The organism is Embleya sp. NPDC025285, assembly GCF_055558835.1.
In genome coordinates this window covers 16,580-30,966 of record NZ_JBVHLU010000115.1, presented here as the reverse complement: position 1 = coordinate 30,966, position 14,387 = coordinate 16,580, and the positions used below count along the sequence as shown (strand labels likewise).

Genomic DNA, 14,387 nt, shown 5'->3' with positions numbered 1-14,387 from the left:
CGGTTGGGTGTGGGTTCGGGTGGGGGCCGGGAGGCGGGAGGGTGTTCTCGTGACGCGGCGGATCGATGTGGTTCGATCCGCCGCGTCACGTCGTGTTTCGGCGCGGCGGCCCGTCGACGTGGGGGCGCCGGATTCGGGGACCGCGGCGGGGGGGTTCACGCCTGCGGGATGTGGAGCCGGGGGCGGGGCGGGGCTTCGAGGTTCAGGCGAGGGGGAGTTCGAAGTCGAGGACGCGGTGTTCGATGCGCAGGCCGGCGAGCGGGAGGGCTTGGCGGACGGCGCCTTCGGTGTCGCCGTCGAATTCGAACACGGCGAGCTCGTGTACGTCCGGGTGCTCGCGGCGGAGCGAGTCGACCAGTTCGGCGACCACGGCCCCGAGGATGTCGGCCGCGACGCCGGGGGCGGTGATCGCCTCGCCCGCGTTGAGGTACGCCCGGCCGTCCGCGATGTCGACGGTGAGTTCGGCGCCCTCGCCGATCAGGCCCACGCGGGGCGGCGGCAGGGCGCGTACGCGGATCGCGGGTAGCCCGCCCGGAGGCCACCAGCCGTGTGGGTCGACCGTCCAGATCCGGGCGATCTCCCCGGTGACCCGGGCCGCGAGCGCCCGGGCCGCGTCGCCCTCCGGCCCGGTGTCGGTACCGCTCCAGTGCAACACCCGGGCGCCGACCGCGCGGGCCTGTTCGGCGGCGCGCCGGTACATCGACACGAACGCGGCGCGTTCCTCGGCGGTCGCGGGAGGATTCCCGGCATAGGACCCCCGGACCAGCCGGCGGGCGAGCCGGTCGGCTCGCTCACCCTGGGCGGCGACGCCGGACTCGCCGTCGCCGTAGATGCTCACCCAGCCGAGCAGTCGGCCGGCGCGGCGCGCGCCGACGGTGCCGATGCGATCACCGGACCCACCGGCGTCGGGGCCGGCGTCGGTGCCCGCCGGTGCCGGTGCCGGGAGGCCGACCGAGGCGTACACCTCCGTGGCCCGCCGGTCCTCGGCCGCGGGATCGCCGTCCCACTCGAGGGAAATGTCGTGCTTCATCGGTCCATCGTCTCCCGGACCGGGAGGCCGTACAGATCGGATACCGCCGTCCGGCCGAGCCGGATCGGGCCAGGGGAGGGGCGCGACGAAGCGGGGGGACGACTCGCGGTGTCGGGCCGCTTGTCGCGATCGCCGCGGTGTCGGTCAGTCGGCGGTGGGGCGGGCGAGGCGGCGTCGGATGTGGTGGATGCGGCGGTCGGCGGTGGTGCCGTCCTCGATGCCCATGCGGACGCGGCGTTCGAAGCCGCGGATGAGCGCCTCGGCCAGCGGCTCGTCGGGAGCCTTGCGCCACGACTTGGGGCGCTTCGCGAACAGGCCTTCCTCGACGGCGTCGGCCCCGGTGCCGTCCCGGACGCCGGTCAGCGCGGTGAGGACCAGGTGCTCGCGGCGGCGATTGGCGCTGTGCACCGCGCGCTTGTTCCGACGGATGTTCCGGCGCGAGCTCTTGTCGTTCTCGCCGTAACCGTTGCGTCGGTCCTTGAGGTAGCTCAGGCGCTTGCGGTCCTGCGGATTCCGGCCGGTCATGACGTCGCTCGCCTTTCGGTGGGATGCGCGGCTGTCACGGTACGCGGCCGGCACTCGCGCGGCGACGCGATTTCCGGCCGCCCGAGTGCGTGCGAGGCCCGACCGGGGTGGTCGGGCCCCGCGCGACGGGTGCCCGGCCGGCGGTGGGCCGAAGGCCCGGGTGCGGCGCCGGTTACGGGTGCAGCGCGGCGACGATCGTGTCGGCGAAGCGCTCGGCGGCGCCCTCGGAGTGGGCGAGGAACAGCGACGGTTCGGTCAGCTCCAGTTCCAGCAGGGTGGGCGTGCCGTCGGCGTCGGGAATCAGGTCGACGCGCGCGTACAGCAGTGGGCCGACCGGGATCTCGGTCAGCACCCGGGCCGCGACCGCGAGTTCGGCGGCGGATGGTTCGCGGGCGTCGATCCGCTCGGACTTGTACAGGCCGTCGACCTCTTCGGCGGTGCCGTCGAGCATCGGGCCCTTGCGGACGGCGTGGCTGAAGACGCCGTCGAAGTAGACGAGCGCGGACTCGCCGACCGTGTCGACGGCCGCCAGGTACGGCTGCACCATCACGGTCCGGCCGGCCGCGAGCAGGCTGGTGGCGTGCCCGGCGGCGAGCGCGCGTTCCTCGGGGACGGCCAGGTCGTAGCGCTCGGTGTCCATGGATCCGGCGCCGACCGCGGGCTTGACCACGTGCACGCCGGACGTGGGCAGCGTGACGGTGGAGTCGGGCTCGAGCCACATCGTCTCGACGACGGGCAGGGCCGCCTTGGTCAGGTCGCGCAGGTAGGTCTTGTCGGTGTTCCAGGCCACCACGACCGCCGGGTTGGCCAGGCGCGGCACGCCCGCGGCCCACTCGACGAACTCCTTGCGGTGCGCCGGGTAGTCCCAGACCGAGCGCAGGATCACCAGGTCGTACGCGGCCCAGTCCACCGTCGGGTCGTTCCACACGGCGGCCTCGGCGCGGATACCGCGAGCGGCCAGCGGTTCGACGAGCAGGCGATCGTCCGGGTCGAGGTCGGGCAGCTCGGCGCAGGTGACGAGGGCGACGCGAGGTTCGATCATGCGGTCAGATTATCCGGACACACGGATGGATGATCACACAAGTCCGGCCGTGTCTCGTGTGATGGGCCGACCGGATGGTCGGTGCGGACCCGTCGCCTCGCGCGGCCGGGTTCGGAGCCGACCGGCCGGAGGATGTGGGGTGTGGCCCGGTGGCGCGTTTCGGCCCGGTCCCGGGGGTGAGAACCATGAGAGGGAACGAAGCTTGGGGGCACCGTGGGCAGCACGTTGGACAACGCGCCCTTCGGGCCGGCCGAGATCGTTGCCGTGCGGCACGGCGAGAGCACCGCCAACGCGGCCATGGCCACCGCCGCTGCCGCCGCCGGCGCGGGCGACGCCCCCGGCGGGTCCTTCCGGGCCGGTCGGGGATCGGAAGAGGACGCGGAGTTCGGCGAATTCGCCGCGGCGATGACCGGTCGCGACGCCGACATCTCGCTCACCGCGCGTGGCGAGGATCAGGCCGCCGCGGTCGGGCGTCGGCTCGCGCTCAAGGGCGAGACGCCGGACGTGGTGCTGGTCTCGCCGTACCGCCGGGCCCGCTCGACGATGCGCATCATCGCCCGCGAGGCCGCCCGGGTGGGCCTGTTGCTACCCCCGCCGCGCCGCGACGAACGGCTGCGCGACCGCGAGATGGGCGTGCTGGAACTGCGGACGGCCGCCGCGATCGAGAAGCTCTACCCGGACGAGGCCGAGCGTCGGCGCCGCGTCGGCGACCTGTACTACCGCCCGCCCGGCGGCGAATCGCTCGCCGACGTGGCGCTGCGGCTGCGCACGCTGCTGGCCGACCTGCGGCACGAGGCGCCGGGCGCGCACGTCCTGATCGTCGGCCACGACGCGACCGTGCTGATGCTGCGTTACATCCTGGAGGGCCTCACCGAGACCGACGTCGATCGCCTGGTGCGGACCGATCCCGTGGGCAACGCCTCGATCTCGCGCTGGCGCGTCCGCGACGGGCGTCCGCGCGCGATCCGCTACAACGACACGCGGCATCTGCGCGGTATCGACGTGCATTGAGCGCGGGCGGCGGCGCGGAGCGGGTTCGGGCAACCGGACGGCCGAAATGCGCCCGCACGGCGCGATCTTGATCGATTGCATCGGGGTGAGCGGCGTGCTGGTCGTCGGCGCCGCCACCGTCCCGTCGCGTGCGTCGTGATCGGCGTGGCGTCGTTCACGATCGCGTCGGCCGGTTGCGGGCTCGCCGCGGACGCGCCGCAATCGGTCGGCTGCCGGGTCGCACAGGGTGCGGCGGCGGCCCTGATGGCTCCTCGGGTACTGGTGCTGATCGGCTCGTCGTGCCCCCAGGGTTCCGACGGGCCGCCGGGTTCAGTTCGAGTGGCGCGGCCGGGCCCACGGGAGCCGCTTGCGGAAGCGCTCCATCGGCGGCACGGGATCGATGCACAGGTCGAGGAGAGGCGTGTCCGGCGCGAGACGGGCGAAGGCGGCGGCCAGGCCCGCCCGATCCTCGGGGCCGGCCCCCTGCCACGAGGTCATGACATGGATGGTGGGAACGCCGGGGACGAGACGCCATCGGCGCATCCATGCGGGGAAGACGTCGCTCTTGCCCCCGCGTGTGACGGCGGCGCCGATCGTGACCAGGCGACTCGACGCCGAGGGGTTCCACAGGACCACGTACTCGACGTTGCGCCACGGGATTCGTCGGGGCGTTCCGTGTCGGTGAAGCGGCGGCCGGGCGAACGTGATGCCCTGGATATCGGCCCGAAAAACCGCGGTGTTGCGTGTCGCGAAATTCGCGGCGGCGGCGAGCAGTGGGAGGCCGCCGAAGAAGACCCAGCAGAAGATCGCCAAGGGGAGAGGGGTCCCGGGCAGAAAGGCTGCCGCGCAGAATCCGGCAGCGCACGCAAGGGGGATCACCGACCCCTTGATCCACCGGTGGTGCGATTCGAAGGCTCGACGTCCGGTCACGACCCCGATCCTGCCGGCAGGCAGGGCCGACCGACACGGTGGACGGCTTGCCGGTCGCGACGGGTTGGGGGCGGCGGCCGGCGGTCGGGCACGGGGGAGTGGGCCCGACCGCCGGCGCCTTGATACCCACGGGGTGGGGGGTGCGCCGTCGCGCATCCGGGGGTGTCAGGTCCCCTCCCGTCCCGTTCGGTGCCCTTTGGTTTCCCGTCTCCGGGGCCGGAAAACCGTCTCGGATCGAAGAGGTCGAACCCGGCCGTAGCAGGCTGCCAACCGATCGCGGACACGACCGTTCGGAGGCGATAGCGCCATTACCGATCAGAAACATGACGCATCGTCAGTAACCGGAAGAGGAACCCCCGCGCCCCTTTTCGGCCCTGATCAGCCGCTTGATCACCGATCCGGCGCGCCCGTCGGAACCGACCCGATCGGGCGCAGTCACCGCTACGGCGACCCGCGGCCGAGCCGGTCCCGCGGGCGCCCGGCGTCACCCGCTCCGCCCGGCGTCACTCGTCGGCCGGCGTCATCCGTTCGACAACCGCTCCAGGGCTCCGATCAAGTCCGGATAGCGTCGGGTTCGGGCGCCGCCGTCGACTCCGTACACGCTGCCCGAGACGAAGGACGCCTCATCGGAGGCGAGGAACAGCACCACGGCGGCCACCTCTTCGGGTTCCGCGAAACGGCCCAGTGGGGCGTTCTCGACGTACTCCTCGACCACGCCCGGGACATGCCACATGCCGGCGGTGGCCCGGGTGCGGATCAGGCCCGGGGCCACGGCGTTGACGCGGATGCCGGCCGGTCCCAGTTCGAGGGCGGCGACCTCGGTCAACGCGACCACGCCGGCCTTGGCCGCGCAGTACGCGCCCATGCCCCGACCGGGCTGGACGGCGTTGAGCGAGGCCAAGGTGATGATCGAGCCGGCCCCGCCGTCCCGGGCGCGCATCGCGCGGCCCGCGTGCTTGACGGTCAGGAACGCGCCGTTCAGGCACAGGTCGACGATGCGGCGCCAGGCCGCGTAGTCGTGGTCGGCCAATTCCGCCGCCGTCCCGCCGCCCGCGTTGGCCACCGCGATGTCCAGGCCGCCGAAGCCGTCCATGGCGACCTGTACCAGCGCGGCCACGTCGTCCTCGACGGTCACGTCGCACAGCCGGGTGGCGCACCGCTCCGGGCCCAACTCCTCGGCCAGCGCCGCGAGTCCGGTCGCGTCGATGTCGCCCGCGACCACGTACGCGCCCTCGGCCGCGAAGCGTCGTGCGACGGCCAGGCCGATGCCCGCCGCCGCCCCGGTCACCAGTGCGACCTTGTCGGCGACGCGCCCCACCCCGATACCCCGATCCGCCGCGCTTTCCTCGATCCGCTCGCTCACGCCGTGCTCCCCTTCGTGTTCTCGTAGTCCTTCAACGCACCGCCGACCGCCTGCGCGGTCCGGTCGCGCCAGGTCTCGGAGAGGCCCACCTGCCAGTCCTGGGACGCGAGCGGGGCGTACGCGGCGCCGGTGAAGTACGGGATCACCTCGCGCGCGATCAACTCGTAGGAGCGCTTCGTCGCCTCGGGGTCCGCGAAGTCGGCGCCCATGAACAGGTAGGTGCCGAAGCCACCGGACTTCTGCCACAACCGCTCGATCTGACGGATCGCCATCTCGGGCGTGCCGCAGATGAACGACCCGGTGGCGTTGCCGTGTTCGATCCGCTCGGCGAGGGGCGTCGCGGTGTCCAGCGGGATCGGCAGCACCTTGGCCTGGTAGTTCTGGATGCCTTCGAGGCCGTAGGCGACCTCGCGGCGCGCCTGCTCCTCGGTCTCGGCGATGTGCATCATGCCCATCAGTCGCCACTTGGACCGATCCATGCTCTGTCCGTACCGCTGCGCGACCTCGTTCGCGATGCCCCAGTGGGTGCCGAGCGCGTCGAAGCCGCCCTCCTGGCTCGCGGCGATCGAGAGCATGCCCGCGCCGAACCGTCCGGCCGTGCGCGGGCCGGCGGGCGAGAACGTGGCGGCGACCGCCAGCTCGAACGACGGGTGTGTGTACGGCCGCAGTTGCAACCGGGCGTCGCGCAGCGTGAACCAGTCGCTCTCCCGGGTCACCGGCTCGCGACCGGCCAGCAGGGCGACGATCGCCTCCAGCGACTCTTCCATCATGGCCCGCTGGCGCGCCGTGTCGATGCCCAACATGTGGGCGTCGGAGGCGAGTTGGCCGGGGCCGACGCCGAGCATGACCCGGCCTCGGGTGAGGTGGTCGAGCAGCACCATGCGATCCGCGACGTGCAACGGGTGGTGGTACGGCAGTGAGACGACACCCGTGCCGAACCGGATGTGCCGGGTCCGCGCGGCGGCACTCGCGATGAACAGTTCGGGCGAGGCGACGATCTCCCAGCCGCCCGAGTGATGCTCGCCGATCCACGCCTCCGCGTAGCCGAGTCGGTCCAGGTGCTCGATCAGGGCCAGGTCCTGTTCCAGCATCAGGGTCGGGTTGCGCCCGGCTTGATGGAAGGGGGCCAGGAACACCCCGAACTCGAGCGGACTGCGTTCGCCCCGGGCGACCTGCCCGGCGATCTGCTGCGGTTCCGTGTGCGCCACCGCGACTCCTTGGATAACCCCGAAACTGATGAGCCGTCACCGTTCCAGCTCGCGATGCGCGAAGCAAGAGACGCACTATGCGAAAGGATTCCCGCCGCGTTCCCGGTCGACGGGGACTCGTCGCAACCGTCGGGTGATGGCGCGTGCGCCTTCGGTGATCGTCGCGTGCCGTCTCGGCGGACCCGGGAGGGCCCGGGAGGGCCCGGGAGGGTGAAATGCGTTGGCTCGGGTGGGGTCGAGCGGGTAGGAAGGGGTGTCATCCTCGGAGTGACCGTGGGACCCACCACCGAACGCAGCCTCGGACCCACCACCGACGAACGCAGGACGAAGGACGCGCGCACGCCATGGGCTACATCGATGTCAACACCGTCGGCTTCACCCTTCCCGACGGGCGTGTCCTGCTGGACGAGGTCTCCTTCCGGGTCGGCGACGGCACCACCGTCGCGTTGATCGGCGCGAACGGCGCCGGCAAGACCACACTGCTGCGGATCATCACGGGCGAGCTGAAACCGGATACCGGCGCGGTCGCCCGTACCGGCGGGCTCGGCATCATGCCGCAGTTCGTCGGCCGGATCCGGGACGCGTCCACCGTGCGTGACCTGCTCGTCTCGCTCGCCCCGCCGCGGATCCGGGACGCGATGCGCGCGGTCGACGAGGCCGAGCTGGCGCTGATGGAGAACGACGACGAGAAGCACCAGATGCGCTACGCCACCGCGCTGGCCGAGTTCGGCGACGCGGGCGGCTACGACATCGAGCCCGCGTGGGACCAGTGTTGTCAGGCGGCGCTGGGCACCACCTACGACGGCGCCAAGTGGCGCGAGGTGCGAACGCTCTCCGGCGGCGAGCAGAAGCGGCTCGCGCTGGAGGCCCTGTTGCGTGGTCCGGACGAGGTGCTGATCCTCGACGAGCCGGACAACTACCTCGACGTCCCCGGCAAGCGCTGGCTCGAACAGTCCCTGCGCGAGACCCAGAAGTCGGTCCTGTTGGTCTCGCACGACCGCGAACTGCTCGCTCGGGCCGCCGACCGGATCGTCACGATCGAACTCGGCGCGGCGGGCAACACCGTGTGGATCCACGGTGGTTCGTTCTCCACCTACCACGAGGCACGGCGCGCCCGCTTCGAGCGGTTCGAGGAGTTGGGCCGCCGCTGGGACGAGGAACACGCCAAGCTCAAGGCGTTGGTCCTGATGTACAAGAACAAGGCGGCCTACAACGACGGCCTCGCCTCCCGGTTGCAGGCCGCCCGGACCCGGCTGCGCAAGTTCGAGGAGGCCGGCCCGCCGCAGAACATCCCGCGCGAACAGGACGTCAAGATGCGGCTGCGCGGCTCCCGCACCGGCAAACGCGCGGTGATCGCCGAGGGGCTCGAACTCACCGGCCTGATGCAGCCGTTCGACACCGAGGTCTGGTACGGCGACCGGGTCGCGGTGCTCGGCTCGAACGGCTCGGGCAAGTCGCATTTCCTGCGCCTGCTCGCGGCCGGCGGCACCGATCCCGAGGCCGAGCACGAGCCGGTCGGCGACACGGTGATCGCGCCGGTGGCGCACACCGGCCGGGCTCGGCTGGGCGCGCGGGTACGGCCCGGGTGGTTCGCGCAGACGCACGACCACCCCGAGTTCGCGGGCAAGACCCTGGTCGACATCCTGGGCCGGGGCGACGAGCACCGCAGCGGGTTGGGCCGCGAGGGGGCCGCGAAGGTTCTGGACCGATACGAGTTGGCCTACGGCGCCGAGCAGCCCTTCGACACCCTCTCGGGCGGCCAACAGGCCCGGTTCCAGGTGTTGTTGCTCGAACTCTCCGGCGCCAATCTGCTGCTGCTCGACGAGCCGACGGACAACCTCGACCTGGTCTCGGCCGAGGCGCTCCAGGACGCCCTGGAGGCATTCGACGGCACCGTGCTGGCGGTCACCCACGACCGCTGGTTCGCGGCGTCCTTCGACCGCTTCATGGTCTTCGGCCAGGACGGCCGGGTCCGCGAGACGGACGGCCCGGTATGGGACGAGGGCCGCGTCGAGCGCGTTCGCGGCTGAGCGGGCCCACCCGGGTGGGCCCGAAGTCCTCGGGTCACCCGGCGTCCAATCGGCCGCGCGGTGCCGGTCTTCGGGCGGTCGCACGCGAGTACTCGTAACCGGAATGACGCCGACGGGTGCTCTGCCCTACGGTTCGGCGGATGCATCCCCACTTCGACGCGGCGAACGAATCGAACGAGCCGACCGAATCGTCCGGCCCGAACGACGTGATCGTGCGGTGCAACGACGATCCGAACACCGGGATTCGCCTTCGGGGCGCGGTCAGTCCGGACGACGAGGTCGTCGCGCACTACACCGCGTCGCGGCTCGTGCACTACACGGTCGAGATCCACGCGCCCGGGATGGCCGCCCGGTTGGACCGCGTGGTCGGCTGGACCGGCGAGGCAACCGAGATAGACGGCTTCCTGACCGACCTCGCCCGCGACTTCGGTGGTTGGGACGGTGAGCGCCGCTGGCACACCGACGATCGCGATCTCACCGTCACGGCGGTCTTCCGGTCCGGCGGGCGGATCGCGCTGACCTGGGAGTTGCGACCGCGGCGCATAGGCGCGTGCGGGTGGGCGGCGTCCGTGACCACCGTGCTGGAGGCGGGGGAGCAGTTGGCGGCGCTGGCGGCGGACGTCCGGCACTTCCTGTCCGCCGCCGACGGCTGACGGGCGCGATCCGCACGCGGGCGACCCGGCTCGGCCGGCGGCGTATCGAGGGGGAGAGCCGGTCGGGCGAGCAACGGGACGCGTGGGCCCAGGCGTTGGACGGGTGGGTCGATCCGCGGCTGTGGGCGGGCGGGACCGGACCGGCGCCGCGGACGGGGGCGGCGACACTCAGCCGTGGGCGGCGAACCCCGCGACCACGGCGGCGCGATCCGCGCCCGACGCGAGGAGCAGGCGCAGCAACACCCGAGCCTTGTACGGGTCGAGCAGGCCCGCGTTGATCAGGCCGCGGCGTTGCAGGTCGGTCTCCGAGCCGATCGCACCGTACGTGTGCCGCAACACGGAACCGGCGCCGGTGCGCGAGGTCAGCACGACGGGAATGCGTTCGGCCAGCGCGCCGAGTACGGGCGCGAGCGAGGCCGGGACGTGGCCGACACCGAACGCGGCGACCACCAGGCCGCGTTGGTCGGCCGGGAGGTCGACGAGCAGCGCGCCGTCGTCGTCGAGGGTGACCGTGTACAGCGCCACTTTGGCCGCGGTGAGCGCGGCGGGTTCCGGGATCGGCAGCGGCTCGTGCCGCGGCGGCGTGCTGAGGATCCGTACGGTGCCCTCGATCACGTGTCCCAGCGGTCCGGTGTCGGGCGAGCGGAACGTGGCGGTACTCGTACTGTGCGTCTTGCGGACCCGGCGCGCGGCGTGGATCTCGTCGCCGAGGACCACCAACGCGCCCAGGCCGCGGGCCGATGCGGCGACCGCCACCCGGGCCGAGGCGAGCAGGTTCGCGGGGCCGTCGGGGCCGGCCAGCGTCGGATTGCGCATCGCGCCGGTGAGGACGAACGGCTCCGGGTGCGGCCAGACCAGGTCGACGAGGTAGGCGGTCTCCTCGAGCGTGTCCGTGCCCTGGGTGACCACGACGCCGAGCGCGCCCTCGGCGACGGCGCGCGACGCGGCGGCGACCACGTCGAGAACCTGCGTGAACGTCAGATTCCCACTGGGCACGGCCTGTACGTCCCGCACGTCGAGCGGCACACCCAGGTCCGCCAGGGCAGGCACGGCGGCGGTCAGTTGCGCGCCGTCGAGACGGGCCACGACGGTGCCGGCGCCCGAGCCGACGGCCCCGGCCATCGCGATCGTGCCGCCGAGGGTGAACAACGCGACGCTCATCGGCCGAGTCTCCCCATTCATGGATTCGGTGGGTCGTTGATGCGGTGGATCGTGGCTTCGGTGGGTCATCGCGTTCGGTGGTGCGGCGAACGCCGCCAAGGTAGCGGTCCGCCATCGAGCGCGTGATCGCCGGGCGACACGTTTCGTCGGGTGCCACGTGTGGCGGGGCCGGCGGACCCGAACGTGCAGCGACCCCGAGGGACAAGGTCCACTCGGGGTCGCCTGGGGTGTTTCGGTGTCGCCTCTTCGCACTGTCGCGGTTCGTGCGGCCGGTGGTTACATCGCCCGGCCGGTTCGGACCGCCTGTCGGGGGTCACCGCCGTCCTCACCGGGCGAGGAGCTGCAGGTTCCGACGCATGCGTACCGACTCGGTCGCGGCGGCGCTCTGCACCACCTCGTGCTCCAGCCGCCGCTCGGCGCGACGGGCCTTGGCCGCGGCGCGGCGGGTGCGCAGGGCTGCCATGACCATGCGGTCGTTGGCGGCACCGGCGAGAAGCTCCTGCTGACGGCTCTTGTACAGCTCGTACTCGATCACTGTGTCCACCTTCTGTTACTTCGACCCGGTCTCCCCGGCTCGTGGTAACAGCTTCGCGCCCCAGTGGGGGTCCGGGCATGAGGCGGATGCCGCATCTATTCGGGCACCCGGACCCGATCCCATACCTAAGCCGCGGCCGGCGGACCTAAGGCGAGGTAAGGCGGTCTAAGGTAGGCCAAGACGACCTGTGGCACACCCTAAGGTGCCCTGTTCGTGGGGCCCATGGGAAGCGTGTGGCGAAGCTTTTCGCGGCCGGCGGCGCCGAGCCGATCGTAGAACCCGATCGCGCCTTCGATCCAGACCCGCGTGTGCCATCGCACCTCATCGGGCGACGGGGACGGGCCGGCACGTCGTGCGCCGGCGTCGACCCGACCGGTGTGATCGCCGATCGGCCCGCAAGGATGGCCCCATGGCGTCAACCGTGCTCGAATCGCTGACCGTGCCCTGGATCCCCACCACGCACCGGATGGATATCCTGCGCTGTGCCGACCTGCCCGAGGGTTACACCGTGACCACCGCGTTCGTCTTCGCGCTGGACGGCCTCGGGCGCACGCTGCTGACCCGGGTGGCCCGGCCGGGCCGGGGCTGGGAGGTGCCCGGCGGGCACCTGGATCCGGGGGAGACCCCGGAGCGCGCGGCGGCGCGCGAACTCGCGGAGGAGGCGGGGCTGCGGCTGAACGCCGACCGGCTCACCCTGCTCGGCGGCCAGCGGATCACCCTCCTGGCCACGCCGCCGGCCGAATACCGCTATCCGACTCGGGCGTTCCAGGCCTTCTACACCGTGCGCCTGCCGGATCCGGGCGCGCCGACCCACCCGGACCCCGACTCCGAGTGCGACGCGGCCGAGTGGGTCGACCCGGCCGAGGTGGCCGTCCGCTGCGCGGGCGCGGCCTGGCTGCCGCTGCACGCCACGCTGTACGGGTGAGACCCCCGCGCCGCGGCGCACACCCTCGACGCCGAGCGCATCGACGCCGAGCACGCGAGACCTCCGCGCCGCGGCGCGCACCCGCCCGACCGCTGCGATCACCGCGGCCCATCGGCCCCATGGATCCCATCGGCCCCCGGTGCCCCAACCCCCGACCCCCGGCCTCGCGCCACCCCGAAACGGGCTAATCTGCACCGATGATCACCGTCTCCACCGCCAACGTGAACGGCCTGCGCGCGGCCGCCGGCAAGGGCTTCACCGCATGGCTCAACGCGACCGAGGCCGACGTCGTGTGCCTCCAGGAGGTTCGGGCCACTCCCGAGCAGCTCAGCGACGAGGTGCGCGACCCCAAGGGGTGGCACGCCTACTACGCGCCGGCGGTGGCCAAGGGGCGGGCCGGGGTGGCCGTGTACAGCAGGGTCGAGCCGTCGGCGGTGCGGATCGGGTTCGGGTCGGCCGAGTTCGACACGGCCGGGCGGTGGATCGAGATCGACCTGCCCAAGGTGACCGTGGCCAGTCTGTACCTGCCCACCGGCGAGGCGGAGACGCCCAAGCAGGACGAGAAGAACCGGTTCATGGCCGACCTGGTCGCGCACCTCAAGGTGATGCGCGCGACGGCGGCGATCGGCGGACGCGAGTCGCTGGTGTGCGGGGACTGGAACATCGCGCACACCGAGCACGACATCAAGAACTGGAAGGGCAACATCAAGAAGTCCGGCTTCCTGCCGGAGGAGCGGGCCTGGCTCACCGAACTGTTCGGCGCGGCCGACTGGCACGACGTGGTGCGCCGGATCCACCCCGAAGGCCCCGGGCCGTACTCGTGGTGGTCCTACCGGGGCAAGGCGTTCGACACCGACGCGGGGTGGCGGATCGACTACCACGTGGCGACCCCGGCCCTGGCGAACGCGGCCACCACCGCCGTCGTCGAGCGCGCGGACACGTACGCCGAGCGCTGGTCGGACCACGCGCCGGTGACCGTCGCCTACGACATCTGAGCCGAAGCACAAGCCGGAACGGCGGTAGGGATCGAAGCGGAGGCCGGGGCCGAGAGCGAGGCCCCGGCCTGCTGCGCCCGCCGCCGCTTCGTCCGGCAGTGCTCGCAGCACCACGGAGCCTCCGGCCGGCTCATCAGGTCGGCCATGCGCTCGCGCGTCAGGTCGTCGACCGGGGTGTACACCATCATCCGGGTCTCCGGCACGGTCGGCAGCAGTCGGGTGGCCGCGAAGTCCATCCGGCCCACCGCGCTGTGCAGGATCCGCTTCACGTGCCGATTGCCCGAGCCGACCTCGCGGCGCGCCCACAGTCGGGCGAACTTCGGGCTCGAACCCGCCAGTCGACGTACGAACGCCTCCCACTCCGGCTCGCCCACGTGCCGCGCGAACGCGGCCTGGAGCTCGGCGACCATCCGCAACTCCTCGAAGTCCTGATCGAGGAACGGATTGCAGCCGTCCGGAGAGGTGAACATGGCCCAGATCACGTTGCGTTCCTCGATCGGCTCCTCGGTCATGCTGGGAAACAGCTTGGCGTACGCCTCGTTCCAGGCCAGCACGTCGTAGCGGGAGTTGTAGACCGCGGCCGGATTGGGGACCAGGCCGTCCAGGATCTCCTGCATCTCCGCCGGCAGTCCCGCCCCGGGCTGCGTCTCGATCTCCCAGGGCACCTGCGCGAGTCGGTACAGGTGGGTGCGCTCGGCCGGGTCGAGCCCCAGCGTGCGGGCGACCGCGTCCAGCACCTGGACACTCGCGTTGATCGGACGGCCCTGCTCCAGCCACGTGTACCAGGTCACCCCCACGCCGGCGAGCAGCGCGACCTCCTCGCGGCGCAGCCCCGGTGTGCGCCGGCGCAGACCGGGCGGCAGGCCGACGTCCGCCGGGGTTCGGCGTTCGCGCCGGCTGCGCAGGAACGCGCCCAGTTCGGTACGTCGGCTCGCGGTGTTGGTGCTCATGCGGCCATCCTCGCCGCTGTCTCGATCCGGTGCCAGGTGCTCCGGGTACC

14 protein-coding genes are annotated in these 14,387 nt (G+C 72.2%); 5 read left to right on the top strand and 9 right to left on the bottom strand.

The window, feature by feature from the left end:
- Positions 1 to 202 precede the first annotated feature (202 nt).
- The 3 genes from ACZ4FV_RS44085 to ACZ4FV_RS44075 form a co-directional block, all read right to left on the bottom strand.
- A complete protein-coding gene (locus ACZ4FV_RS44085; protein WP_402232113.1) occupies positions 203 to 1,030 on the bottom strand; it encodes an apurinic/apyrimidinic endonuclease family protein in 828 nt (275 codons plus the stop codon).
- A gap of 144 nt (positions 1,031 to 1,174) precedes the next feature.
- The gene (locus tag ACZ4FV_RS44080; RefSeq protein WP_402232111.1) at positions 1,175 to 1,555 is read right to left on the bottom strand and encodes a hypothetical protein; all 381 of its coding nucleotides are present in this window, start codon (positions 1,553 to 1,555) and stop codon (positions 1,175 to 1,177) included.
- Between the two features lie 172 nt (positions 1,556 to 1,727).
- Positions 1,728 to 2,597 carry an ATP-grasp domain-containing protein gene (locus ACZ4FV_RS44075; protein ID WP_402232109.1) on the bottom strand — a complete coding sequence of 290 codons (870 nt, stop codon included), beginning with the start codon at positions 2,595 to 2,597 and terminating at the stop codon, positions 1,728 to 1,730.
- 213 nt (positions 2,598 to 2,810) lie between these two features.
- Here ACZ4FV_RS44075 and ACZ4FV_RS44070 point away from each other — a divergent pair, with 213 nt between their 5' ends.
- On the top strand, positions 2,811 to 3,608 hold the full coding sequence (locus ACZ4FV_RS44070; protein WP_395865375.1) for a histidine phosphatase family protein: 798 nt from the start codon (positions 2,811 to 2,813) through the stop codon (positions 3,606 to 3,608).
- 309 nt (positions 3,609 to 3,917) lie between these two features.
- Here the strand turns inward: ACZ4FV_RS44070 and ACZ4FV_RS44065 are convergent, their stop codons facing one another.
- The 3 genes from ACZ4FV_RS44065 to ACZ4FV_RS44055 all read right to left on the bottom strand — a co-directional run bounded on the left by ACZ4FV_RS44065 (position 3,918) and on the right by ACZ4FV_RS44055 (position 7,088).
- Entirely contained in the window at positions 3,918 to 4,517 is a 600-nt protein-coding gene (locus ACZ4FV_RS44065; protein WP_402232107.1) for a hypothetical protein, read from the bottom strand.
- A 520-nt stretch (positions 4,518 to 5,037) separates the two neighbouring features.
- Complete coding sequence (locus ACZ4FV_RS44060) at positions 5,038 to 5,880, bottom strand: SDR family NAD(P)-dependent oxidoreductase (protein WP_465326455.1); 843 nt, start codon at positions 5,878 to 5,880, stop codon at positions 5,038 to 5,040.
- On the bottom strand, positions 5,877 to 7,088 hold the full coding sequence (locus ACZ4FV_RS44055; protein ID WP_395865369.1) for an LLM class flavin-dependent oxidoreductase: 1,212 nt from the start codon (positions 7,086 to 7,088) through the stop codon (positions 5,877 to 5,879). The genes ACZ4FV_RS44060 and ACZ4FV_RS44055 overlap by 4 nt, the downstream gene beginning before the upstream one ends.
- 344 nt (positions 7,089 to 7,432) lie before the next feature.
- On the opposite strand from ACZ4FV_RS44055, the gene ACZ4FV_RS44050 reads away from it, so the two are divergent.
- Both ACZ4FV_RS44050 and ACZ4FV_RS44045 read left to right on the top strand, forming a co-directional pair.
- Positions 7,433 to 9,118, top strand: coding sequence for an ABC-F family ATP-binding cassette domain-containing protein (locus tag ACZ4FV_RS44050; RefSeq protein ID WP_395865367.1), 1,686 nt, complete (start codon positions 7,433 to 7,435; stop codon positions 9,116 to 9,118).
- A gap of 140 nt (positions 9,119 to 9,258) precedes the next feature.
- Complete coding sequence (locus ACZ4FV_RS44045) at positions 9,259 to 9,771, top strand: DUF6228 family protein (protein WP_395865365.1); 513 nt, start codon at positions 9,259 to 9,261, stop codon at positions 9,769 to 9,771.
- Positions 9,772 to 9,939: 168 nt separating this feature from the next.
- Here ACZ4FV_RS44045 and ACZ4FV_RS44040 read toward each other — a convergent pair whose 3' ends face one another.
- Both ACZ4FV_RS44040 and ACZ4FV_RS44035 read right to left on the bottom strand, forming a co-directional pair.
- Positions 9,940 to 10,932, bottom strand: a complete 993-nt coding sequence (locus ACZ4FV_RS44040) for an asparaginase (RefSeq protein ID WP_465326451.1) — start codon at positions 10,930 to 10,932, stop codon at positions 9,940 to 9,942.
- A 325-nt stretch (positions 10,933 to 11,257) separates the two neighbouring features.
- Positions 11,258 to 11,467, bottom strand: coding sequence for a hypothetical protein (locus ACZ4FV_RS44035; RefSeq protein ID WP_395865361.1), 210 nt, complete (start codon positions 11,465 to 11,467; stop codon positions 11,258 to 11,260).
- 409 nt (positions 11,468 to 11,876) lie between these two features.
- Here ACZ4FV_RS44035 and ACZ4FV_RS44030 point away from each other — a divergent pair, with 409 nt between their 5' ends.
- Complete coding sequence (locus ACZ4FV_RS44030) at positions 11,877 to 12,392, top strand: NUDIX hydrolase (RefSeq protein WP_395865359.1); 516 nt, start codon at positions 11,877 to 11,879, stop codon at positions 12,390 to 12,392.
- A gap of 197 nt (positions 12,393 to 12,589) precedes the next feature.
- Positions 12,590 to 13,387 (top strand): exodeoxyribonuclease III, encoded by a 798-nt coding sequence (locus tag ACZ4FV_RS44025; RefSeq protein ID WP_395865357.1) that lies wholly within the window; start codon positions 12,590 to 12,592, stop codon positions 13,385 to 13,387.
- Here ACZ4FV_RS44025 and ACZ4FV_RS44020 read toward each other — a convergent pair.
- Positions 13,375 to 14,337, bottom strand: a complete 963-nt coding sequence (locus tag ACZ4FV_RS44020) for a helix-turn-helix transcriptional regulator (RefSeq protein WP_395865355.1) — start codon at positions 14,335 to 14,337, stop codon at positions 13,375 to 13,377. The genes ACZ4FV_RS44025 and ACZ4FV_RS44020 overlap by 13 nt on opposite strands.
- Positions 14,338 to 14,387 lie beyond the last annotated feature (50 nt).